21 protein-coding genes are annotated in these 25,196 nt (G+C 46.9%); all 21 read left to right on the forward strand.

Annotated elements, in window-relative coordinates; genetic code table 11:
* Positions 1–13: 13 nt before the first annotated feature.
* The 21 genes from gmd (at position 14) to OGX90_RS09545 (ending at position 25,095) form a co-directional block, all read left to right on the forward strand.
* Complete coding sequence (gmd, locus tag OGX90_RS09445) at positions 14–1,135, forward strand: GDP-mannose 4,6-dehydratase (RefSeq protein ID WP_003036748.1); 1,122 nt, start codon at positions 14–16, stop codon at positions 1,133–1,135.
* Between the two features lie 2 nt (positions 1,136–1,137).
* Positions 1,138–2,103, forward strand: coding sequence for a GDP-L-fucose synthase (fcl, locus tag OGX90_RS09450; protein WP_286623615.1), 966 nt, complete (start codon positions 1,138–1,140; stop codon positions 2,101–2,103).
* Positions 2,104–2,105: 2 nt separating this feature from the next.
* On the forward strand, positions 2,106–2,585 hold the full coding sequence (locus OGX90_RS09455; RefSeq protein WP_048224447.1) for a GDP-mannose mannosyl hydrolase: 480 nt from the start codon (positions 2,106–2,108) through the stop codon (positions 2,583–2,585).
* Positions 2,582–3,808 (forward strand): colanic acid biosynthesis fucosyltransferase WcaI, encoded by a 1,227-nt coding sequence (wcaI, locus tag OGX90_RS09460; protein WP_286623616.1) that lies wholly within the window; start codon positions 2,582–2,584, stop codon positions 3,806–3,808. The genes OGX90_RS09455 and wcaI overlap by 4 nt, the downstream gene beginning before the upstream one ends.
* On the forward strand, positions 3,808–5,244 hold the full coding sequence (gene cpsB / locus OGX90_RS09465) for a mannose-1-phosphate guanyltransferase (RefSeq protein ID WP_008785192.1): 1,437 nt from the start codon (positions 3,808–3,810) through the stop codon (positions 5,242–5,244). Before wcaI ends, cpsB begins: the two co-directional genes overlap by 1 nt.
* A 135-nt stretch (positions 5,245–5,379) precedes the next feature.
* Entirely contained in the window at positions 5,380–6,750 is a 1,371-nt protein-coding gene (gene cpsG, locus OGX90_RS09470) for a colanic acid biosynthesis phosphomannomutase CpsG (protein ID WP_286623617.1), read from the forward strand.
* A 54-nt stretch (positions 6,751–6,804) separates the two neighbouring features.
* Complete coding sequence (wcaJ, locus tag OGX90_RS09475) at positions 6,805–8,199, forward strand: undecaprenyl-phosphate glucose phosphotransferase (protein ID WP_008785190.1); 1,395 nt, start codon at positions 6,805–6,807, stop codon at positions 8,197–8,199.
* 1 nt (position 8,200) lies between these two features.
* On the forward strand, positions 8,201–9,679 hold the full coding sequence (gene wzxC / locus OGX90_RS09480; RefSeq protein ID WP_234692117.1) for a colanic acid undecaprenyl disphosphate flippase WzxC: 1,479 nt from the start codon (positions 8,201–8,203) through the stop codon (positions 9,677–9,679).
* Between the two features lie 23 nt (positions 9,680–9,702).
* Positions 9,703–10,983: a colanic acid biosynthesis pyruvyl transferase WcaK gene (wcaK, locus tag OGX90_RS09485; RefSeq protein WP_286623618.1), complete on the forward strand. Its 1,281-nt coding sequence runs from the start codon at positions 9,703–9,705 to the stop codon at positions 10,981–10,983.
* Positions 10,980–12,200, forward strand: a complete 1,221-nt coding sequence (gene wcaL / locus OGX90_RS09490) for a colanic acid biosynthesis glycosyltransferase WcaL (RefSeq protein WP_286623620.1) — start codon at positions 10,980–10,982, stop codon at positions 12,198–12,200. The genes wcaK and wcaL overlap by 4 nt, the downstream gene beginning before the upstream one ends.
* A gap of 11 nt (positions 12,201–12,211) precedes the next feature.
* On the forward strand, positions 12,212–13,606 hold the full coding sequence (gene wcaM, locus OGX90_RS09495; RefSeq protein ID WP_174771365.1) for a colanic acid biosynthesis protein WcaM: 1,395 nt from the start codon (positions 12,212–12,214) through the stop codon (positions 13,604–13,606).
* A gap of 165 nt (positions 13,607–13,771) precedes the next feature.
* Positions 13,772–14,665: a GalU regulator GalF gene (galF, locus tag OGX90_RS09500; protein ID WP_234692114.1), complete on the forward strand. Its 894-nt coding sequence runs from the start codon at positions 13,772–13,774 to the stop codon at positions 14,663–14,665.
* 497 nt (positions 14,666–15,162) lie between these two features.
* The gene (gene fnlA / locus OGX90_RS09505) at positions 15,163–16,197 is read left to right on the forward strand and encodes a UDP-N-acetylglucosamine 4,6-dehydratase/5-epimerase (protein ID WP_234692113.1); all 1,035 of its coding nucleotides are present in this window, start codon (positions 15,163–15,165) and stop codon (positions 16,195–16,197) included.
* A gap of 1 nt (position 16,198) precedes the next feature.
* Positions 16,199–17,311 carry a UDP-2-acetamido-2,6-beta-L-arabino-hexul-4-ose reductase gene (gene wbjC / locus OGX90_RS09510; protein ID WP_234692112.1) on the forward strand — a complete coding sequence of 371 codons (1,113 nt, stop codon included), beginning with the start codon at positions 16,199–16,201 and terminating at the stop codon, positions 17,309–17,311.
* A 3-nt stretch (positions 17,312–17,314) separates the two neighbouring features.
* Complete coding sequence (wecB, locus tag OGX90_RS09515) at positions 17,315–18,445, forward strand: non-hydrolyzing UDP-N-acetylglucosamine 2-epimerase (protein ID WP_234692111.1); 1,131 nt, start codon at positions 17,315–17,317, stop codon at positions 18,443–18,445.
* Between the two features lie 55 nt (positions 18,446–18,500).
* Positions 18,501–19,709 (forward strand): glycosyltransferase family 4 protein, encoded by a 1,209-nt coding sequence (locus OGX90_RS09520; protein WP_234692110.1) that lies wholly within the window; start codon positions 18,501–18,503, stop codon positions 19,707–19,709.
* Position 19,710: 1 nt separating this feature from the next.
* Positions 19,711–20,304 (forward strand): sugar transferase, encoded by a 594-nt coding sequence (locus tag OGX90_RS09525; protein ID WP_286623624.1) that lies wholly within the window; start codon positions 19,711–19,713, stop codon positions 20,302–20,304.
* Positions 20,304–21,272: an ATP-grasp domain-containing protein gene (locus OGX90_RS09530; protein WP_286623627.1), complete on the forward strand. Its 969-nt coding sequence runs from the start codon at positions 20,304–20,306 to the stop codon at positions 21,270–21,272. The genes OGX90_RS09525 and OGX90_RS09530 overlap by 1 nt, the downstream gene beginning before the upstream one ends.
* Entirely contained in the window at positions 21,253–21,924 is a 672-nt protein-coding gene (locus OGX90_RS09535) for an HAD family hydrolase (RefSeq protein WP_234692107.1), read from the forward strand. The genes OGX90_RS09530 and OGX90_RS09535 overlap by 20 nt, the downstream gene beginning before the upstream one ends.
* On the forward strand, positions 21,918–23,093 hold the full coding sequence (locus OGX90_RS09540; protein WP_234692106.1) for a DegT/DnrJ/EryC1/StrS family aminotransferase: 1,176 nt from the start codon (positions 21,918–21,920) through the stop codon (positions 23,091–23,093). Before OGX90_RS09535 ends, OGX90_RS09540 begins: the two co-directional genes overlap by 7 nt.
* Before the next feature lie 85 nt (positions 23,094–23,178).
* Positions 23,179–25,095 (forward strand): polysaccharide biosynthesis protein, encoded by a 1,917-nt coding sequence (locus OGX90_RS09545; RefSeq protein WP_286623629.1) that lies wholly within the window; start codon positions 23,179–23,181, stop codon positions 25,093–25,095.
* Positions 25,096–25,196 lie beyond the last annotated feature (101 nt).

Here is a 25,196-nt window from a genome sequence, read left to right on the forward strand (position 1 = left end):
AAGAGGTTATAACATGTCAAAAGTCGCTCTCATTACTGGCGTAACCGGGCAGGATGGTTCTTACCTGGCAGAACTCCTGCTGGAAAAAGGGTACGAAGTACACGGTATTAAGCGTCGCGCTTCATCATTCAACACCGAACGTGTGGACCACATCTACCAGGATCCGCATTCAGGCAATCCCAAATTTCATCTGCACTATGGCGATTTGACCGACTCCTCCAACCTGACCCGTATTTTACAGGAAGTCCAACCGGATGAAGTCTATAACCTGGGCGCCATGAGCCACGTTGCGGTGTCGTTTGATTCACCGGAATACACCGCAGACGTTGATGCGATCGGCACCTTGCGTTTGCTGGAGGCGATCCGCTTCCTTGGTCTGGAGAAAAAGACCCGTTTTTATCAGGCGTCCACCTCTGAACTGTATGGTCTGGTACAGGAAATTCCACAGAAAGAGAGCACGCCGTTCTATCCGCGTTCACCGTATGCTGTTGCCAAGCTGTACGCCTACTGGATCACCGTCAACTACCGCGAGTCTTACGGGATGTATGCCTGTAACGGCATTCTGTTCAACCACGAATCTCCGCGCCGCGGCGAAACCTTTGTCACTCGCAAAATTACCCGGGCGATCGCCAACATCGCTCAGGGGTTGGAGTCTTGCCTGTACCTGGGCAACATGGATTCACTGCGCGACTGGGGGCATGCCAAAGATTACGTCAGGATGCAGTGGATGATGCTGCAGCAGGATAAGCCGGAAGATTTCGTGATTGCCACCGGCGTGCAGTATTCCGTGCGCCAGTTCGTGGAAATGGCGGCCGCTCAGTTGGGGATTAAATTGCGCTTTGAAGGCGAGGGCGTGAATGAGAAAGGCATCGTGGTTTCTGTGACCGGACACGATGCGCCGGGGGTGAAACCCGGGGATGTCATGATTGCCGTTGACCCGCGCTACTTCCGTCCGGCTGAGGTGGAAACGCTGCTGGGTGATCCGGCCAAAGCACATGAAAAACTGGGCTGGAAACCGGAAATCACGCTGCGCCAGATGATCTCGGAAATGGTTGCCAACGATCTTGATGCGGCGAAGAAACACTCCCTGCTCAAGTCGCACGGTTACGAGGTCGCCATCGCGCTGGAGTACTGAGGATGAAGACACAACGTATTTTTGTGGCGGGTCATCGCGGGATGGTGGGGGCCGCCATCGTCAGACAACTGGCGCAGCGAGATAACGTAGAACTGGTGCTGCGTGCTCGCGACCAGCTTAATCTGCTGGACGCCGGTGCGGTGCAGGCGTTCTTTGCCGCTGAACGTATTGACCAGGTTTATCTGGCGGCGGCAAAAGTGGGGGGGATTGTGGCGAACAATACTTATCCTGCTGATTTTATTTATGAAAATATGATGATTGAGAGCAACATTATTCATGCGGCGCATCTGCATAACGTGAATAAACTGTTGTTCCTCGGGTCATCCTGTATTTATCCCAAGCAAGCTACCCAGCCAATCGCCGAAAGTGAACTGTTGCAGGGGACACTTGAACCGACCAATGAGCCGTATGCGATTGCCAAAATTGCCGGTATCAAGCTGTGCGAATCGTATAACCGACAGTATGGCCGTGATTATCGCTCGGTGATGCCGACCAATCTGTACGGACCGCATGACAACTTTCATCCGAGTAATTCGCATGTGATCCCGGCGCTGCTGCGCCGCTTTCATGAGGCTCGCGAGCAAAATACGCCGGATGTGGTGGTGTGGGGAAGCGGGACGCCAATGCGTGAATTTCTGCATGTCGACGATATGGCGGCGGCCAGTATCCACGTGATGGAGCTGGCTCAGGAAGTGTTGCAGGAATATACCCAACCAATGCTGTCGCATATCAACGTGGGCACCGGTGTGGACTGCACCATCCGTGAACTGGCCCAGACTATCGCGCAGGCCGTGGGTTACAAGGGGCGCGTGGTGTTTGACGCCAGCAAACCGGACGGCACGCCGCGCAAATTGCTCGATGTTACGCGTCTGCATCAGTTGGGCTGGTATCACGAGATATCTCTGGAAGCGGGGCTTGCCAGTACATATCAGTGGTTCCTTGAAAACCAGCACCGTTACCGGGGGTAAGCATGTTTTTACGTCATGAGGATTTTGCCACCGTTGTACGTTCAACTCCGCTGATTTCCATCGATTTGATCGTGGAAAACGCCCAGGGCGAATTTTTGCTTGGCAAGCGCCTCAATCGTCCAGCTCAGGGGTACTGGTTCGTGCCCGGCGGTCGGGTGCAAAAAGATGAACCGCTGCGCGCGGCTTTTGAGCGGCTTACTGACGCTGAGCTGGGGTTACGTTTACCGCTGTCCGCTGCAGAGTTTTACGGGGTCTGGCAGCACTTCTATGACGACAACTTTTCCGGGGAAGATTTCTCAACGCATTACATCGTGCTGGGATTTCGTCTGCGGGTGTCGGAAAACGACCTGCAACTGCCTGACGTTCAACATGACGCGTACCGCTGGCTGGCAATTGAAGAGATTCTGACCAGTGACCACGTCCACGACAACAGCCGGGCTTACTTCTGTGAGAAGAGTCAGGCCGGAGTACCCGGGCTATGAAGATCCTTGTGTATGGCATCAACTATTCGCCGGAGTTGACCGGTATCGGTAAATACACCGGTGAAATGGTGGAGTGGATGGCGCAACAGGGGCATGACGTAAGGGTGATCACTGCGCCGCCTTATTATCCGCAGTGGAAGGTCAACGGTCGCTATTCATCCTGGCGCTACCGTCGTGAAGAAGGCGATGCCATCGTCTGGCGTTGTCCGCTGTATGTGCCTGAGCAGCCCTCTACGTTCAAGCGCTTGCTGCATCTAGGCAGTTTCGCCCTGAGCAGTTTCTTCCCGCTGCTGGCGCAGCGCCGCTGGAAGCCGGATCGCATCATTGGGGTAGTGCCGACGCTGTTTTGTACGCCGGGCATGCGCCTGCTGGCGAAGCTGTCCGGGGCGCGCACGCTGCTGCATATTCAGGATTACGAAGTTGATGCCATGCTGGGGCTTGGCATGGCGGGCAAAGGCAAGCGTGGCGCGGTGGCAAAACTGGCCAGCGCCTTTGAGCGCAGTGGGCTGTTGAATATGGATCATATTTCGACCATTTCTCGCTCAATGATGAATAAAGCGCAGGAGAAGGGCGTTGATGCACAGAAGGTCATTTTCTTTCCGAACTGGTCAGAAGTAGCGCGTTTTCGTGACGTGAACGACGCCGATGCTCTGGCGTTGCGCCAGCAACTGGGCTTGCCTGATGATAAAAAAATCATTCTCTACTCAGGCAATATCGGTGAAAAGCAAGGGCTGGAGAGTGTGATCGACGCAGCGGCCCTGTTGAGCGAACAGCCCTGGCTGTTTGTGATTGTCGGGCAGGGCGGAGGTAAAGCACAGCTGGAGAGTATGTCTGGCGAACGCGGCCTGAACAATGTGATCTTCTTTCCGCTGCAATCTTATGACGCGCTGCCTGCGCTGCTCAAGATGGCGGACTGCCATCTGGTGGTACAAAAGCGCGGTGCGGCGGATGCCGTATTGCCCTCCAAACTGACCAACATCCTCGCCGTTGGCGGTAACGCGGTGATTACCGCCGAACCTGAGACCGAGTTGGGTCAGCTGTGTGACGCTCACCCAGGCATCGCGGTGTGTGTCGAGCCTGAATCAGTGAATGCGCTGGTTGGCGGGATTCAACAGGCGCTAACCATGCCAAAAGTTAACACGGTGGCACGTGAGTATGCCGAACGCACGCTGGATAAAGAAAACGTGCTGAGCCAATTTATTGCAGATATTCGGGGTACATGATGAGTCAAAACAAACTCTTTCCGGTGGTGATGGCCGGTGGCTCGGGTAGCCGTTTATGGCCACTGTCCCGCGTGCTGTATCCAAAGCAGTTCCTGTGTCTGAAAGGCGATCTCACCATGCTGCAGACAACGATCTGTCGTCTGAACGGCGTGGAGTGTGAAAGCCCGGTGGTTATCTGTAACGAACAACACCGTTTCATCGTGGCGGAACAGCTACGACAACTGCATAAGCTGACTGAGAATATTATTCTCGAACCCGCCGGGCGCAATACGGCACCGGCGATAGCGCTGGCCGCGCTGGCGGCAAAACGTCAAAGTCCTGGGGAAGATCCGCTGCTGCTGGTTTTGGCGGCCGATCACATGATTGCCGACGAGGAGGCATTTCGCGAGGCGGTTCGCAATGCAATGCCCTATGCCAGCGCGGGTAAGCTGGTGACGTTTGGCATCGTGCCGGACCAGCCGGAGACCGGCTATGGCTATATACGTCGCGGCGAGGTTTCGCCGACCAATACCGACGCCGTGGCTTTTGAGGTGGCGCAGTTTGTTGAAAAGCCCAATCTGGAAACCGCGCAGGCTTACGTGGCGAGCGGCGACTACTACTGGAACAGCGGCATGTTTCTGTTCCGGGCCGGGCGTTATCTGGAAGAACTGAAAAAATATCGCCCCGACATTCTTGAGGCCTGCGAAAACGCCATGAGTACGGTTGATCCCGATCTCGATTTTATCCGCGTTGATGAACAGGCGTTTCTCGCCTGCCCGGAAGAGTCTGTGGACTATGCGGTAATGGAACGTACGGCCGATGCGGTGGTGATGCCCATGAACGCAGGCTGGAGCGATGTTGGCTCCTGGTCATCGCTGTGGGAAATCAGCGCCCATACCGCTGAAGGTAATGTGCATCATGGTGACGTCATTAGCCATAAAACGGAAAACAGCTACGTGTATGCCGAATCTGGCCTGGTGACGACCGTCGGGGTGAAGGATCTGGTTGTGGTGCAGACCAAAGATGCGGTGCTGATCGCCGATCGCAACGCGGTGCAGGACGTCAAAAAAGTGGTGGAGCAAATTAAAGCTGACGGACGACATGAACACCATATTCACCGTGAAGTTTACCGTCCATGGGGCAAGTACGACTCTATTGATGCCGGAGACCGTTACCAGGTGAAGCGGATTACCGTTAAACCCGGTGAGGGATTGTCCGTGCAGATGCATCATCACCGGGCTGAACACTGGGTTGTGGTGGCTGGTACCGCGAAGGTGACAATCAATGACGACATCAAACTGCTCGCTGAAAACGAGTCTGTCTATATTCCGCTGGGGGCGACCCATTGTCTGGAGAACCCGGGGAAAATCCCGCTCGATCTGATTGAAGTGCGCTCCGGATCTTACCTCGATGAGGATGATGTGGTGCGGTTTGCGGACAGATACGGGCGTACCTGATGCCGGATGCGCTGCGCTTATCCAGCCTACAACACCGTAGGCCCGATAAGCGAAGCGCGCCGGAAAATGCATTTAACACTCATTAAAAGGCTCATTAAGAGTCAGGGCCTCCTGTTGCCTGAAGAAGGGTAAATCATGACGAAATTAACCTGTTTCAAAGCCTACGATATTCGCGGCAGGCTGGGCGAAGAGCTGAATGAAGATATTGCGTGGCGTATTGGCCGCGCTTACGGCGAGTTCCTGAAGCCAAAAACCATTGTCCTCGGCGGTGACGTGCGCCTGACCAGCGAGACGCTAAAGCTGGCGCTGGCGAAAGGATTGCAGGATGCGGGCGTGGATGTGCTGGATATTGGCATGTCGGGCACCGAAGAGATTTATTTTGCCACTTTCCACCTGGGCATTGATGGCGGTATTGAAGTGACCGCCAGCCATAATCCGATGGATTACAACGGCATGAAGCTGGTGCGGGAAGGGGCACGGCCCATCAGCGGTGATACCGGTCTGCGCGACGTGCAGCGCCTGGCGGAAGCCAATGACTTCCCGATGGTTGATGAGACAAAACGTGGCCGCTACCAGCGCATTACTACCCGTGATGCCTACATTGACCACCTGCTGGGTTACATCAATCCCGCCAACCTGAAACCGATGAAGCTGGTGCTAAATTCCGGCAACGGCGCGGCAGGTCCGGTGGTTGACGCCATTGAAGTCCGTTTCAAGGCGCTGGGCGTGCCGGTCGAGTTCATCAAAATTCACAACACGCCGGATGGCAACTTCCCCAACGGTATTCCCAATCCTCTGCTGCCGGAATGCCGGGCCGACACGCGCAATGCAGTGATTGAACACGGCGCGGATATGGGGATTGCCTTCGACGGTGATTTTGACCGCTGCTTCCTGTTCGATGAAAAAGGTCAGTTCATTGAAGGCTACTACATTGTCGGCCTGCTGGCGGAAGCGTTTCTGGAGAAAAATCCGGGGGCGAAAATTATCCACGACCCACGCCTGTCCTGGAACACCGTGGATGTGGTGACGGCGGCAGGCGGTAAACCGGTGATGTCAAAAACCGGGCACGCGTTTATCAAAGAGCGGATGCGCCACGAAGATGCCATTTATGGTGGCGAAATGAGCGCGCACCACTATTTCCGCGATTTTGCCTATTGCGACAGCGGAATGATCCCGTGGCTGCTGGTGGCGGAGCTGCTGTGTCTGAAAGGACAGTCGCTGGGCGAACTGGTCCGCGACCGGATGGTGGCCTACCCGGCGAGCGGAGAAATAAACAGTACGCTGGCAGAGCCGACGGCAGCGATTGCGCGCGTGGAGCAGCATTTTTCCCGTGAGGCGTTGTCGGTGGACAGAACGGACGGTATCAGCATGTCGTTTGTCGACTGGCGCTTCAATTTACGCTCATCCAATACCGAACCGGTGGTGCGCCTGAACGTGGAATCGCGCGGAGATATTCCGTTGATGGAAGCGCGAACGCGCACTCTTCTGGCGTTACTGAATCAGTAATGCTGGTGCTTCCTTTGCCCGATGCTGGGCAAAGGGTGACTAACAGGAACCACGATGACACATCTAAAAAAGCGCGAACGCGCCAAAACCAATGCGTCGTTAATTTCGATGGTGCAACGCTTTTCAGATATCACCATCATGTTTGGCGGGTTGTGGGTAATCTGCGAATTAAGCGGTTTGCCTTTCCTGTACATGCACCTGCTGGTGGCGCTGATCACGCTGGTCGTTTTTCAGATGCTCGGTGGCATAACGGATTTTTATCGCTCCTGGCGCGGTGTCAAAATTTCCACTGAGCTGGTGCTGTTGCTGCAAAACTGGACGCTGAGTCTGATTTTTTGCGCAGGTCTGATCGCCTTTAATAATGACTTTGATAACCGTCTCGCCGTCTGGCTGGCGTGGTATCTGCTATCCAGCGTTGGCCTGGTGTTGAGCCGTTCGTTTATTCGCTACGGCGCGGGATGGTTGCGTAATCGCGGGTATAACACGCGCCGGGTGGCGGTGGCAGGGGACCTGCCCGCCGGACAAATGCTATTGGACAGCTTTCGCCATGAACCGTGGCTGGGATTTGAAGTGGCGGGGGTCTATCACGATCCTATCCCTGGAAAAAACTCCCGTGACTGGGCCGGTAATCTGCAACAACTGGTGGACGACGCCAAAGCCTCACGTATTCATAACGTTTATATCGCCATGTCGATGAGCGATGGCGCCAGCGTCAAAAAACTGGTTCGTGAGCTGGCCGACACCACCTGCTCAGTGATCCTTATTCCTGATGTCTTTACCTTCAACATTCTGCATTCACGGATTGAGGAGATGAACGGCGTTCCGGTGGTGCCGCTGTATGACACGCCGCTCTCGGGGATTAATCGCCTGTTAAAGCGCGCGGAAGATATCGTGCTGGCTTCGCTGATCCTGCTGCTTATTTCTCCGGTGCTGTGCGGCATTGCATTACTGGTAAAACTGACCTCCAAAGGACCGGTGATTTTCCGCCAGACCCGTTATGGCATGGACGGAAAGCCGATCAAAGTCTGGAAATTTCGCTCGATGAAAGTGATGGAAAACGACGCGGTGGTGACGCAGGCGACGCAAAACGATCCGCGCGTTACCCCTGTGGGGAATTTCCTGCGCCGAACGTCGCTCGATGAACTGCCGCAGTTTATTAACGTGCTGACCGGGGGCATGTCTATTGTCGGGCCACGCCCGCATGCGGTAGCGCATAACGAACAGTACCGCCAGCTTATCGAGGGGTACATGTTACGCCATAAGGTGAAACCGGGTATTACCGGCTGGGCGCAAATCAACGGCTGGCGCGGTGAAACCGATACGCTGGAAAAAATGGAAAAACGTGTGGAGTTTGACCTCGAATACATTCGCGAGTGGAGCGTGTGGTTCGATATCAAAATTGTTTTTCTGACGGTATTCAAAGGCTTTGTCAACAAAGCGGCGTATTAACATGAGCTTACGAGAAAAAACGCTGAACGGCGCAAAGTGGTCGGCGATTGCCACGGTGATCATCATTGGTCTGGGTCTTATCCAGATGACCGTACTGGCACGGATTATTGATAACCACCAGTTCGGGTTGTTAACCGTGGCGCTGGTGATCATCGCGCTGGCTGATACGTTGTCTGACTTTGGTATTGCCAACTCAATTATTCAGCGCAAAGAGATTGGCTATCTTGAACTGACCACGCTGTACTGGCTCAACGTGGGGCTGGGTATCGTGGTATGCGTAGCGATGTTTCTGCTGAGCGAGACGATTGCCAGCGTACTTAATAACCCAGAACTGGCACCGCTCATCAAAACGTTATCGCTGGCGTTTGTGGTGATACCGCACGGGCAGCAGTTTCGTGCGCTGATGCAAAAAGAGCTGGCCTTCAACAAAATTGGCATGATTGAAACCAGTTCGGTACTGGCCGGTTTTACCTTTACCGTAGTCAGCGCCCATTTCTGGCCGCTCGCACTGACGGCCATTCTCGGGTACCTGGTAAACAGTACGCTACGTACGCTGCTGTTCGGCTATTTTGGTCGCCGGATATACCGTCCGGGGCTGCATTTTTCGCTGGCATCCGTTTCGTCGAATCTGCGTTTTGGTGCGTGGCTGACGGCAGACAGCATCATCAATTACATCAATACCAACCTTTCCACACTGGTGTTAGCCCGCACGTTGGGAGCTGGCGTGGCGGGCGGATTCAATCTCGCCTGGAATGTGGCGGTTGTCCCCCCGATCAAACTGAACCCGATTATCACCCGCGTGCTGTTTCCGGCGTTTGCCAAAATCCAGGACGACAGTGAAAAGCTGCGAGTGAATTTTTACAAGCTGCTGTCGGTGGTTGGGATTATCAACTTCCCGGCGCTGCTGGGACTGATGGTGGTGTCGAATAACGTGGTGCCGCTGGTATTCGGTGAGAAGTGGAACGGCATCATCCCCATCCTGCAACTGCTGTGCATTGTTGGGCTGCTGCGCTCGGTGGGGAATCCAATCGGTTCACTGCTGATGGCGAAAGCGCGGGTCGATATCAGCTTTAAATTCAATGTGTTCAAAACCTTTCTGTTTATTCCCGCCATTTTCATCGGTGGACATCTGGCCGGGGCAATTGGCGTGACGCTGGGCTTTTTACTGGTCCAGGTGATTAACACGGTCCTCAGCTATTTCGTGATGATTAAACCTGTTCTTGGCCCCAGCTACCGCCAGTACATGCTCAGTCTTTGGCTGCCGTTGTATCTCTCCTTGCCAACCCTTGTGGTGAGCTATGCGCTGGGCGTAATGCTGCATGGCCAACTGTCGTTGGGCGTGTTGTTGGGGAGCCAGATAGCGGCAGGGGCGCTGGCGTTTGCGCTAATGATAGTGCTGTCGCGTCATCCGCTGGTGGTGGAAATAAAACGCCAGCTCTGTCGCAGTGAAAAAATGAAAACCTTGCTCCGTGCAGGATAAGAACAACGCTTTAAGAGGTCATAATGAAACTATTAATTTTGGGCAACCATACCTGCGGGAACCGAGGGGATAGCGCGATCCTGCGCGGTTTGCTGGATGCCATTAACGCGTTGCGTCCTGAGACTGAGGTGGATGTTATGAGCCGCTACCCGGTGAGCTCTTCGTGGTTGCTGAACCGCCCGGTTATGGGCGATCCGCTGTATTCGCAGATGAAGCAACACAACAACGCAGCGGGTGTTATGGGGCGCGTGAAGAAGGTGCTGCGTCGTCGCTATCAGCACCAGGTACTGCTCTCGCGTGTTACCGACTCCGGTAATCTGCGCAATATCGCTATCGCCCAGGGCTTTACCGATTTTGTTCGTTTGTTGTCGCGCTATGACGCCATCATCCAGGTCGGCGGATCGTTCTTTGTCGATCTGTATGGTGTGCCGCAGTTTGAGCATGCGTTGTGTTCGTTTATGGCGAAAAAACCGTTGTACATGATTGGTCACAGCGTGGGGCCATTCCAGGATGAGCAGTTTAATCAACTGGCTAACTACGTGTTTGGTCACTGTAATGCGTTGATTTTACGTGAATCCGTCAGTCTTGATCTGATGAAGCGCAGCGCAATTACCACGGATAAAGTTGAAACAGGCGTGGATACGGCCTGGCTGGTCGACAATCATCATGAGGATTTTGAGCCAGGTTATGCGGTACAGCACTGGTTAGACATGGCGGCTAAACAGAAGACCGTTGCCATTACATTGCGCGAGCTGGCTCCTTTTGATAAGCGTCTGGGGACAACGCAGCAGGCCTATGAGCAAGCTTTTGCCGGGGTAGTGAACCGCATACTCGATGTAGGTTACCAGGTGATTGCACTGTCAACATGCACCGGTATTGATAGTTACAACAAAGATGACCGCATGGTGGCGTTAAATCTTCGCCAGTATGTTAACGACCCGGCCCGATATCACGTGGTGATGGATGAACTTAACGATCTGGAGATGGGGAAGATTCTGGGGGCATGCGATCTGACGGTGGGTACTCGCTTGCACTCGGCCATCATCTCGATGAATTTTATGACGCCAGCCATCGCCATTAACTACGAGCATAAATCGGCAGGGATCATGCAACAGTTGGGGTTGCCGGAGATGGCTGTCGATATTCGCCATCTGCTCGATGGCAGCCTGGAAGGAAAGGTCGCCGATACCCTCGGACAGTTACCTGATCTGAACATACGACTTGGGGACGCTGTGACACGCGAACGCGAACGCGGGGTACGCATGGTGCAGTCGGTTTTAACGCGTATTGAGGGGGAAAAATGAAGATTGGTTTTTTCCTGCTTAAATTTCCGCTCTCATCTGAGACCTTTGTACTCAATCAGATAACCGCATTTATCGATATGGGCTACGACGTGGAGATTGTCGCTTTGCAGAAGGGCGATCTTGAAAATACGCATGCCTCATTTAATACCTATCGGCTGGGTGAAAAAACGCGCTGGTTGCTGAATGAACCGGAAAGCAAACTGGCGAAGCTGAAATATAGGGCGGCGGCGGCTCTGCACGGTCTCACCCGCGCAGCGACCTGGAAAGCGCTTAATGTTGCACGCTATGGCGAGGAAGCGCGCAATCTGATTTTGGCGGCCATTTGCGGTGGGAATCCGCGGGCGTTTGAAGCGGATGTCTTTATTGCTCATTTTGGGCCAGCAGGCGTAACGGCCGCTAAGCTGCGTGAGCTTGGGATGATCCGCGGAAAAATCGCTACGGTATTTCACGGCGTCGATGTTTCGCATCGGGATGTGCTTACCCGCTATACCCCTGAGTATCAGCAGCTATTTCAACGTGGAGATTTGATGTTACCCATCAGCAATCTCTGGGCCGGACGTTTAAAAAACATGGGATGCCCGCCGCAAAAAATCGCGGTTTCGCGTATGGGTATCGACATGACGCGTTTTACCCCTCGCCAACTGAAAGCACCAGCTGCACCGCTGGAAATTATCTCTGTCGCCCGGTTAACCGAGAAAAAAGGACTGCACGTCGCCATCGAAGCCTGCCGACAGTTAAAAGAGCAGGGCGTCTCATTTCGTTATCGCATCCTGGGTATCGGTCCTTGGGAGCGTCGTTTACGCACACTGATCGAGCAATATCAACTCGATGATGTGATTGAGATGCCCGGCTTTAAGCCCAGCCATCAGGTAAAGGAGATGCTTGAACAGGCGGATGTATTTTTGCTGCCGTCGATTACCGGAAGAGACGGCGATATGGAGGGGATCCCGGTGGCGCTGATGGAGGCGATGGCAGTGGGGATCCCGGTCATTTCTACCGTCCACAGTGGGATCCCTGAGCTGGTCGAGTCGGGAAAATCTGGCTGGCTGGCACCGGAAAACGATGCGCAGGCACTGGCAGAGCGTTTAGCGGCATTTAGCCTGCTCGACAGTGAGCAGGTTCAGCCGATTGTGCGGTGTGCGCGCGAAAAAATTGAAACTGAATTTAATCAGTTAGCGATCAATAAACAGTTAGCCAGTCTGCTGCAAACGATGTAAATCGAGGCCGTATGTCAGAGAACAAACTCTCACGCCGTACTTTTCTGACGGCAGGCTCTGCGCTTGTCGTACTGCATTCTCCCGTTGTCCGGGCGCTTGAATCATCGGACAGTGTTAACATTCAGGATTACAACCCAAAGGATTGGGTCGCTTCTTTCAGGCAGGCGTTCAAAGAAGGACAAACGGTAGTCGTACCATATGGACTGGAATGTAAGGATCTCAATACCGCTATCGTTATTCCTCCTGGCAAAACGCTACACCTGCAAGGCAGAATCATCGGCAATGGCCGTGGTCGCTTTGTTCTGCAGGATGGATGTAAGGTAGTGGGTGAGCGGGGCGGGAGCCTGAGGAATGTTACCCTCGATGTGCGCGGTTCAGACTGCGTGATAAAAGGGATTTCCATGAGTGGTTTTGGCCCAGTGACACAAGTCTATATCGGCGGCAAAACACCGAGGCTGATGCGCAATCTGATTATCGATGATATTACCGTCACGCGTGCTAACTATGGGATCCTGCGTCAGGGCTTTCATAACCGGATGGATGGCGTAAAGATTACAAACTGCCGTTTTAGCGATCTACAGGGAGATGCCATTGAGTGGAATGTGGCTATTAACGACAGCAACATCCTCATTTCTGACCATGTCATTGAACGTATCAACTGTACCAATGGCAACGTGAACTGGGGCATCGGCATCGGACTGGCGGGCAGTACCTATGACAATACCTATCCCGATGAGCTGGCGGTAAAAAACTTTGTCGTGGCGAATATCACCGGCACCGACTGTCGACAGTTAGTCCATGTAGAGAACGGTAAACATTTTATCATTCGTAATATCACCGCACGAAATATTACCCCAGATTTTAGTAAGAAAGCAGGTATTGATAATGCGACGGTCGCTATTTATGGCTGTGATAATTTCGTGATTGATAATATCAATATGGAAAATAGCGCAGGTATGCTCATTGGCTACGGTGTTATTAAAGGACGATATTTATCCATCCCGCAGAACTTTAAGTTAAATAATATCCATCTGGATAACACGAAACTTGAATATAAATTACGCGGCATTCAGATCTCATCAGGTAATGCAACGTCGTTCGTGGCCATTACCAACGTTGAGATGAAACGAGCCACGCTTGAGTTGCACAACCAACCGCAGCATCTTTTTTTACGTAACATCAGAGTGATGCAGCAATCCGCAACAGGACCCGCGCTCAAGATGCAATTCGATCTACGCCAGGATGTGCGCGGCAAGTTTATGGCTAAGCAGGACACCTTGCTATCACTGGCGAATATCCATGCGGTAAACGAAAGCGGGCAAAGTTCAGTTGACATTGACCGGGTAAGCCATCAGGTGGTGAATGTCGAAGCGGTGAATTTTCGACTGCCGGGGCAGGGGAGGTAACTTTGCGACCATTCCTGGCAAAAGTTGTACCCGCCTGGGATTAAGATTACTGCATTCCGCAGTTAAGCGGCGTAACATACGCGGCATCGGAGTAATGTAATTCATACTGGCTAAAACAAGCTAAAAAGCTATAATTCAGCAACAATTGAATAGGTGAATGACTTAATGATTAATTTGAAAGCAGTTATTCCGGTAGCGGGTCTGGGGATGCACATGTTGCCTGCCACGAAGGCAATCCCTAAAGAGATGCTGCCGATCGTAGACAAGCCGATGATTCAATACATTGTCGACGAAATTGTAGCTGCAGGTATCAAAGAAATTGTTCTGGTGACTCATGCGTCTAAGAACGCCGTTGAGAACCACTTCGACACCTCTTACGAACTCGAATCACTCCTTGAGCAGCGTGTTAAGCGCCAGTTATTAGCCGAGGTGCAGTCTATCTGTCCTCCGGGCGTGACTATCATGAACGTCCGTCAGGCTCAGTTGCTGGGTCTGGGTCATTCCATCCTTTGCGCTCGTCCTATCATTGGTGATAACCCGTTTGTCGTGGTATTACCTGACGTTGTTCTGGATACCGCAAGTGCGGATCCGCTGCGCTACAACCTCGCTGCTATGGTTGCTCGTTTTAATGAAACTGGGCGCAGTCAGGTGCTGGCTAAGCGTATGGAGGGCGATCTGTCTGAATACTCTGTTATTCAAACCAAAGAGGCTTTGGACAACGAAGGTAAATTCAGCCGTATCGTTGAGTTCATCGAAAAACCGGATCAGCCGCAAACGCTGGATTCTGATCTGATGGCTGTAGGGCGCTATGTGCTTTCGGCTGATATCTGGACAGAGCTGGAAAAAACTGCTCCAGGTGCCTGGGGACGTATCCAGTTGACGGATGCCATTGCAGAACTGGCTAAAAAACAGTCTGTTGATGCTATGCTGATGACAGGCGACAGCTACGACTGTGGTAAAAAAATGGGCTACATGCAGGCATTCGTTAAGTATGGGCTGCGTAACCTGAAGGAAGGGGTTAAGTTCAGGAAGGGCATTGAGAAGTTGTTGAGCGAGTAGAAGATGTTCACGTCTTTGTGATGTATGCCAGAAAAAAGAGCGGCAGTTAACATTCCGGTGTCTATGCTTTATGCAGCGGAGTGTTACTGTCGTTTTTTATATGAAAAGCAACTAATTATAATAAGTTAACCTACTAAGTTTAATCTGTTTTTTGTTGGGTTTTTCCTTGTTTCTGTCAGCATTTGGTAAGACAATTAGTGCTTGATTTTGACGTCTTTGCCTGAGTTGGCAGTGACCATCATCTTTGGAATCTAGCTAGTGGTCTGGTAGCTGTAAAGCCAGGGGCGGTAGCGTGTTTGATCGTGAAGGTATATCGATGCCTGATCTTTCTAAACGTAATTCTGAACTTTGTTGATTAATAAACGATCAGAAAAAGCAAAACTGCATACACTTCCAGTAGATTTCATTTTTATAAGATTAATATTTAATTTACTACAGTCAAAGACGTTGTAGGAAAAGACGTTAAGCGTCTAAAAAGCTAATGAGAGAAATTTTATATGTTTAAAAATAAGGTTTTGTTAATTACAGGTGGTACAGGTTCTTTTGGGAATGCGGTTTTAAGAAGATTTTTAGATACGGATATTGCAGAGATTCGTATTTTCAGTCGTGATGAAAAAAAGCAAGACGACATGCGAAAAAAATATAATAACTCAAAATTGAAGTTTTATATTGGCGATGTCCGTGACTATCAATCAATCTTAAATGCAACTCGTGGTGTAGATTTCCTTTACCATGCAGCGGCCTTGAAGCAAGTACCATCTTGTGAATTCCATCCCATGGAAGCAGTAAAAACGAACGTGTTAGGTACTGAAAATGTACTCGAGGCTGCAATTGCAAATGGTGTGAAACGTGTTGTCTGCCTGAGTACAGATAAGGCAGTCTATCCTATCAATGCGATGGGTATTTCCAAGGCTATGATGGAGAAAGTTATTGTAGCTAAATCCCGAAATGTTGATAAGTCTAAAACCGTAATTTGTGGTACTCGATACGGAAACGTTATGGCTTCGCGCGGCTCGGTTATTCCATTATTTGTGGACTTGATTAGAGAGGGTAAACCTCTGACGATTACTGACCCAAATATGACACGTTTCATGATGACTTTAGATGATGCGGTTGATCTCGTGTTATACGCCTTTGAACATGGCAATAATGGTGATATTTTTGTTCAAAAAGCACCAGCTGCAACAATTGAAACATTGGCTATTGCCCTCAAAGAACTGATGGAGATTCCAGAACACCCTGTACATATTATTGGTACCCGCCACGGTGAAAAATTGTATGAAGCATTACTGAGCCGTGAAGAAATGGTCGCTGCTGAAGATATGGGTGAATATTACCGTGTTCCACCTGATCTTCGAGACCTCAATTATGGGAAATACGTAGAACAGGGCGATCAGCGAATTTCGCAAATTGAAGATTATAATTCACACAATACAGATCGTCTTGATGTAGAAGGTATGAAAAAATTATTGCTAAAACTGGCTTTTATTAGAGCTATTTGCGATAAAAAAGAATATCAACTGGATGAATAATATGAAGATTGTCATTACTGGTTCTAATGGGTTCATCGGAAAAAATCTGCGTGTCCATTTACGTGAAAACGGGTATGACGATGTAATTTGTATCGATCGAGACAACTCACTTGAGCAGCTTGATGAAGCATTGCAATCTGCGGAATTTGTTTTCCATCTTGCTGGGATTAACCGCCCAACAAGTGATTCAGAGTTTTATGAGGGCAATGCTAACTTAACTGATTACATTGTAAATAAATTAGTTGATTTTGGTAATAAAACTCCTTTACTCATAACTTCATCAATTCAAGCTGAACTCGACAATCATTACGGAAAAAGTAAGGCGGCAGCAGAATATTCAGTAAGCAAATATGCGAAAGAGACTGGCGCAAAAACGTATATTTATCGCTTACCTAATGTGTTTGGCAAATGGTGTAGACCTAACTATAATTCAGCAGTTGCAACTTTTTGCTATAATATTCTTAACGGGTTAGACGTGACTATAAATAATCCGGATGCCCCGCTAAAACTGGTTTATATTGATGATGTCTGCAAATCATTCGTTGATTGCTTAAAAGGCAAAGTTGATGAGAAAAGCGCAGAAGTCACACCTGTTTATAGTACGAGTGTCGGTAACGTTGTTGACACCATCAGGTCATTTAAGAATAAGCAGCATGGCCTGCTAATCGACCACGTTGGTACCGGTTTAACCAGAGCGCTATATGCAACTTATCTGAGTTATTATTCTCCCTCAGAATTTGCTTATTCAGTCAAACGTCATAGCGATCCTCGCGGGACGTTTGTTGAAATGCTAAAAACCAAAGAGTCTGGTCAGTTTTCATTTTTTACTGCACATCCTGGCATTACAAGAGGTGGGCATTATCATCATACTAAAAATGAGAAATTCTTGGTTATTAAGGGCAAAGCAAAATTTGCATTCAGACATATTGATTCGAATGACTATTACGAAATATTTATTGATGGAGATGAATCGAAAATAGTCGAGACTGTTCCTGGTTGGTCGCATGACATCACGAATATTGGTGATGATGAAATGATAGTCATGCTCTGGGCAAATGAAATTTTTGATCCTGAGAATCCTGATACAGTTAACTACAAAATCTCTGATGAGTAAAAGATGAAAAAAATGCATGTTATGACTGTCGTTGGTACACGACCTGAAATTATCAGATTGTCGCGTGTTATGGCTAAACTAGATGATTATTTTGAACATACGATTGTTCATACTGGTCAAAACTACGATTACGAGCTTAATCAAATTTTTTTCGACGATCTTGGTGTTCGTAAACCTGATCATTTCTTGAATGCAGCTGGTAAAAATGCAGCTGAAACTATTGGTCAGATTATCATCAAAGTTGACGAGGTTCTCGAATCAACTCAACCTGATGCATTGCTGGTTCTTGGTGATACTAATAGCTGTCTTGCGGCCATTCCAGCAAAACGACGTAAGATTCCTATTTTCCATATGGAAGCCGGGAACCGCTGCTTCGACATGCGAGTTCCAGAAGAAATAAATCGTCGTATAGTTGATCATACGGCTGATATTAATCTTACCTATAGTGATATAGCACGAGAATATCTTCTTGCGGAGGGATTACCAGCTGATCGTATCATTAAGACTGGCAGCCCAATGTTTGAAGTTCTTACTCATTATTCCGATGGTATTGAAGCATCAAATATTCTTGAACGTCTTAATGTCAAATCCGGCGAATATTTTGTAGTAAGTGCTCACCGCGAAGAAAACATTGATTCAGATAAGAATTTAATGAATCTTGTCGAGTCGTTAAACAAAGTAGCAGAAACTTATCAGTTACCCGTAATTATTTCTACACACCCGAGAACTCAGAAAAGAATTGATGCAAAAGGAATTGTATTTAACTCGCACATACAATTGTTAAAGCCGCTTGGCTTTAAAGATTATGTAAAATTACAGAAGGAAGCACGAGCGGTCCTTTCTGATAGCGGTACAATTACTGAAGAATCATCGATTCTCAATTTTCCTGCTATCAATATCCGTGAGGCGCACGAGCGTCCAGAAGGAATGGAAGAAGGTACGGTAATAATGACCGGTGTTGATCCTGAGCGTATTCTTCAGGCTCTTGATATGATAAAAAATCAGCCACGTGATAATGAACGATTCCTACGCCAAGTGAGTGACTATTCAATGCCAAATGTCTCTGATAAAGTGGCAAGAATTATCCTCTCCTATACTGATTATGTTAAACGTGTTGTTTGGCGTAAATACTAATAAGGCCATCACTCTGGCGAGTCCAGAGTGACTTTTTGATGGTGTATAGATTAAAGTGAAAGTCTTATTGTTGACACAATGGTTTGATCCTGAACCTACTTTCAAAGGTCTTGCTTTTGCTAAAGAATTAAGAAAGCAAAATGTTGAAGTCGAAGTGATTACTGGTTTCCCTAATTACCCGGGAGGAAAAGTATATGATGGCTACAAAATAAAGTTTTTCCAACGGGAGAAATGCGAGGATATAATAATCAACCGTGTTCCACTTTATCCACACCATGGGCGTTCTGCTTTAAAAAGGGTTTTTAACTATATATCATTCTTTTTATCTAGCATGATTTATGGAGTATTCCGTAAGCAAAAGGCTGATGTTATTTATGCGTACCATCCTCCATTAACAACAGCTCTTTCGGCCTCAATTATTTCATTGTTTCGCAGGACGCCATTTGTTGTTGACATACAAGACCTATGGCCTGACACATTGGCATCGACAGGGATGCTTACAAATAAAAAAATTCTTAATATTGTTAACGGCGTTTGCAATTTTGTTTATCGTCGGGCAACAAAAATAGTTGTACTCTCGCCGGGATTTAAGCAAAGGCTAATCTCGCGAGGGGTTCCTCCTGAGAAAATTGAAGTTATATATAATTGGAGTGATGAAGAAAATCTAAGAAATCACCACAAAAGCAGTGTTGTTTTACCGGATGGTAAGTTTAATGTTGTATTCGCTGGAAATCTTGGACTTGCTCAAGGATTACCATCTATTATTTCTGCTGCAAAGCTATTACAGGAAGATGGGGTAAATGCTAACATCGTTTTAGTAGGATCTGGTTTAGCTAAGTCAGATGCTGAGAAAATAGTTATCGAGCAAAAAATAGGCAATGTAATTTTCATCCCGCGCGTCCCACCTTCTGAAATTGGTGACATTTTTCAACAGTCTGATGCCCTGCTTGTTCATTTAATTAATGATGAGTTATTCTCAATTACGATACCTTCGCGGACACAAGCATACCTTGCATGTGGAAAACCTATTGTCATGGCTGTTGATGGGGATGCTGCCGCGTTAGTTAGTAGGGCTAATGCAGGAGTAATATGTGAACCGGGTAACCCTGCATCGATTGCTTTAGGTATTAAACACCTTACCTCACTATCAGGTGATGAGCTTGCTGTTTTAGGTCGCAATGGGTCTGCTTATTATACTGAAAACTTATGCCTCAGTGAGGGTGTGAAAAAATTCATTGATATATTTAATCAGGTCGCAAAGTAATATGTTAAAACGATTATTTGATATCATTGCATCAGTAATACTTTTGATATGCCTATCTCCTGTTATTGCTGTTACTTTTATTCTTGTAAGGCAAAAGTTAGGAAAACCTGCTTTTTTCAGGCAACTTCGTCCGGGGAAAAATGGCGTTCCCTTCGAAATGATTAAATTCCGTAGCATGAAGGATGCTGTCGATGTACAAGGTAATCAATTATCTGATGAAGAGCGTTTGACCGCTTTTGGTAGGAAAATTAGAGCATTAAGCTTGGATGAAATTCCGGAGTTATGGAATGTACTCAAAGGGGATATGAGTCTGGTCGGACCCAGACCTTTATTGATGAGTTACCTCGAACTATATGATGAAGAACAAAAACGCCGACATGATGTTCGACCTGGTGTCACGGGTTGGGCACAAGTGAATGGGCGTAATGCATTGAGTTGGGAGGAAAAGTTCAAACTGGATGTCTGGTATGTTGATAACCATTCATTGTGGCTTGATATTAAAATATTATTTCTAACCATAAAAAAAGTATTTATAAAGGAAGGGATATCTTCTGAAGGACATGCAACGATGCCAGTTTTTAAAGGAAAGAAATGATGAATAACGTTCTTATATTATCGGCTGGAAGACGTGTTGAATTGGTAATAGCATTCCGTGAAGCGATGGCTAGTCTCAACATTCGTGGCAAGGTCATGTGTACCGATATGGTTCCGGAATTGTCTTCTGCATGTCTGGTCGCTGATGGTTTTTTTAAAGTTCCTCGAGCTACAGATAAAGCATATATTGATAATCTGATGGCTATTTGTCAGAGTAACTCTATCAAATTGGTTATTCCTACTATTGATACAGATTTAGAAAAATTAAGTAGAGCTAAAGATAGTTTCAGTAAATTTGGTTGTCATATTTCAGTACCGGAACCAACATTTGTTACTGCATGCCGCGATAAGAGAAAGACCGCGGATTTGTTTCAAAGGTTAGATATAACATCACCTGAAATTTATGATAGTGATTCCATGATGTTTCCATGTTTCTGTAAACCTTATAATGGAAGTAGCAGTATTGGTGCTTTTGTACTAAATAATGAAAATGATCTTACTGATGATATCCTAAATAATAAGAATAATATGTACATGGAACTCATCGGGAAGGAGTACGTGGAAGTTACAGTTGATTGTTATTATTCTAAGCTGGGTGAACTTAAATGTCTTGTTCCTCGAGAAAGAATAGAAACGCGAAGTGGTGAGGTGAGTAAAGGGGTAACAAGGAAAGGAGTGGTTTATAAATATCTTCTTGAACGCTTGATAAAAATACCAGGTGTTGTCGGTTGTGTTACTGTACAGGTGTTCTATAATAAAACAACAGGTGATGTTAAAGGGTTGGAGATTAACCCTCGTTTTGGTGGTGGATATCCTTTATCTTATGCAGCTGGAGCAAATTACCCGTTGTATTTATTAAAAGAATACATAAGTGATCAAGTTATCCATTTTATTGATGACTGGGAAGCTGATCTTTTAATGTTACGTTATGATGCCAAGGTATTATCTCATGAATATCCAGATATCTGATAATAGTTATTGGGTATTTGACCTTGATGATACCTTATATAAAGAAGTTGATTTCAGAAATTCTGGGTTTGAATATATTCGACAAGAGGTCATAAGGTTATATGACCGAGATATTATTGATTTATTGAGTAATTATTATGACGGCCATTCAAAAGATCTTTTTACAGATATAATAAATTGGCTCGGTCTTCCTCAAACATCGAAAGAACAATTTATTTGGATGTATCGAAATCATCAACCCATCATTGCTATTGATGATGAAGTCCTGACTATGCTTCGATACCTAAAGGATAGCACTAGTGGTGTTTCCATTCTCACTGATGGACGCACCATAACACAAAGAAATAAAATAAAGGCTCTTTGCCTACAAGAGTTCACCGCTTATATATCGGAAGAATTTGATAACTCTGAAAAACCAGATCCACTCAGATTTGAATATATCCAGAATCTTCACGGGAACTGTGAATATATTTATGTAGGGGATAATATAAATAAAGATTTTATTACCCCTAATAATCTAGGGTGGAAAACAATTGGGATTATGAATGATGGACGTAACATTCACTCTCAAAATAAAATTACCTCAGAGCAGTCTCGCCCACATATTTGGCTGCGATCGATTTTAGAGCTTAAAGGAATTATATTATGCTAAATACAAAATTTTCTCCATGGCCTTCGTTTACGCAAGAGGAAGCAGATGCAGTTTCCTCTACATTATTGTCAAATAAGGTCAATTATTGGACAGGTAATGAGTGTCGTCTATTTGAAGAGGAATTTGCTCAATGGGTTGGCACTAAATATGCGGTTGCATTGAGCAATGGTACATTGGCGCTGGATGTTGCTCTCAAGGCATTAAATATTGGATGTGGTGATGATGTTATCGTAACATCTCGCACTTTTTTAGCATCAGCATCATGCATTGTAACTGCCGGGGCTAATCCTGTTTTCGCTGATGTCGATCTCAATAGTCAATGCATCACAGCTGAAACAATTTCGGCTGTTTTAACATCGAAAACGAAAGCAATAATTGTTGTACATCTGGCTGGGATGCCAGCTGAAATGGATCCTATTATGGAACTAGCTGAAAAGCATGGTCTTTATGTTATAGAAGATTGTGCGCAGGCACATGGTGCGCGATACAAAGGCAAGCGAGTTGGTAGTATTGGTCATATTGCTGCCTGGTCATTTTGTCAGGATAAGATCATGACGACGGGAGGCGAAGGTGGAATGGTGACCACTAATGATAAGTCCCTCTGGTCTTCAATGTGGAGTTACAAGGATCACGGCAAAAGTTATGATGCTGTCTATAACCGTGAACACAAACCAGGTTTTAGATGGTTGCATGAGTCATTTGGTACCAACTGGCGCATGTTGGAAATGCAGGCTGTGATCGGACGCATTCAATTAAGAAAAATGAATGAATGGACTCAGCGTCGCCAGGAAAATGGTAAAGCAATTGATGCAGCATTAGTTGACCTTAGTGGTGTGAGGTTAGTAAATATCCCAGATTATATTGAACATGCTGAATACAAGCATTATATATTTATTAAGCCATCAGCTTTAAAAGAAGGATGGACCAGAGATCGTATAATTAATGAAATTAATAATGCCGGAGTACCTTGCTATCAGGGGAGTTGCTCTGAAATTTATCTTGAAAAAGCCTTCGATAATACACCATGGCGACCTGCAAACCCTCTACCTCATGCTGTGGAGTTGGGGAATACTAGTCTGATGTTCTTGGTTCATCCAACGTTAACGTCCTCAGAAATTGAGTTAACATGTGAAGTTGCACGTAAGGTCCTGATTAATGCCTTTATTTGACAAAATTTGTCAGTTATAAGTATCGACTAACCTTACTTGAGATAGCAGATCGTGCTATCTCCTCCTTATTTAAATGTGGTATAGAATGTTAACGCAACTACTCAGCTTGCCTCGTCATATAAAACGCATAATAATGGTAGCAATAGATTTTGTTTTATTGCTTATCGCTTTCTGGGGTGCTTTTTGGATCCGGATGGATGTTTCTGCACCTTATACTAGCTACGAGCACTGGAAGTTATTGGCTTGTCTTATTGTTGCTACTGTATGTATCTTTGCAAGGACGGGTTTATACCGTACAGTTTTAAGATATGTGACAGCTAAGATATTTATTACTGTCCTGTTAGGTCTTTGCGTATCAACCGTACTGCTTATAACATTATCTTATTTCTTTGGTATATTTCTTCCCAGGGCAATACCAATAATTTACTTTTCTTTTTCTTTATTATTCATTTGCGGATCAAGACTGTTATTTAGAATGTTGCTTACCTATGCGGTACGTGGACGTACACCAGTCATTATTTATGGCGCAGGTGCTTCAGGAAGACAACTATTAACAGCCCTAAGACAGGTAGATGAGTATTTTCCTGTTGCATTTATTGATGATAATCCTTTATTGAATAAAGTTGTTATTCATGGGGTGACCGTTTACTCTCGTAATAATATTGGTAAGTTAGTTCATCGTTATGGCATAAAAAAGATATTGTTAGCGATGCCTTCTATTTCAATTGAAAAGCGAAAGGAAGTTATTACATATTTAGAGGATTTCCCATGTGAGGTTTTATCTATACCCGGCATGGTAGATCTTGTTGAAGGAAAGGCTCAAATTATGGCACTTAAAAAGGTGTCTATTGATGATCTCCTCGGAAGGGAACCTGTTTCTCCTGACGCAGAATTATTAGCGAAAAATATTTGTAATAAAGTTGTCATGGTTACTGGGGCTGGTGGTTCAATTGGTTCTGAGATATGTCGGCAAATTATTTTACAACACCCCAAGATTCTGATTTTGTTTGAAGTATCTGAGTTCGCACTTTATTCTATCGAAAAAGAACTAACTATGCTCGCGCATAATGATAATAATGATGTTGTAATAATTCCGCTAATGGGATCAGTTCAAAAACTGCATCGTTTAGAAACTATTATGCGTGTTTTTAATGTTAATACTGTTTATCACGCCGCAGCTTATAAACATGTCCCGCTGGTTGAATATAATGTAGTAGAAGGTGTTAGGAATAATATTTTTGGGACGCTGTATTGTGCTCAAGCAGCGATATCATCTAATGTTGAGACTTTTATCTTGGTTTCAACTGATAAAGCTGTGAGACCGACTAATACGATGGGGGCGACGAAACGTGTTGCGGAGTTGGTTTTACAGGCTTTAGCGCAAGAGCAGTCAACAACCTGTTTCAGTATGGTCAGATTTGGTAACGTTTTAGGCTCATCAGGGTCGGTTGCCCCATTGTTTGAAAAGCAAATCGAGCAAGGTGGGCCTGTTACTCTGACGCATAAAGATATCATCCGCTATTTCATGACAATACCAGAGGCCTCTCAGTTAGTTATTCAGGCTGGCGCCATGGCCAAAGGTGGAGATGTTTTTGTGCTTGATATGGGCGATCCTGTGCGAATATATGACCTTGCTACTCGTATGATCAAACTTTGCGGCCTAAAGATTAAAGATGAATCAAATCCAGATGGCGATATAGAAATTAGAGTCACTGGGTTGCGCCCAGGAGAAAAGCTCTACGAAGAATTGCTGATTGGCGAGCAAGTTCTTGGCACATCTCATCCGAGAATTATGACTGCACATGAAGATATGCTCAGTTGGACAGAACTTGAAAGTTACCTTAAGCAAATGGATGAGGCATGTACTAAATTTGAGCATGATATCATTCGTACTCTTTTACTGAAAATTCCAACAGGTTTTCAGCCTACTGATGGCATTTGTGATCTGGTATGGCATGCAAAGCATAATGTCTCTGGATGCGCTTTGAATGTGACATGTTGAGTTAGCGCATCAACTGCTATCTACTTTCAAGTATCCTGAGTTAACATCTAGAATACATTCAAGCCGCGCATAAGTAGCGTGGCGATCACACCAGACAGGAG

The organism is Citrobacter sp. Cpo012 (assembly GCF_030333015.1).
Lineage (GTDB): Bacteria > Pseudomonadota > Gammaproteobacteria > Enterobacterales > Enterobacteriaceae > Citrobacter > Citrobacter portucalensis.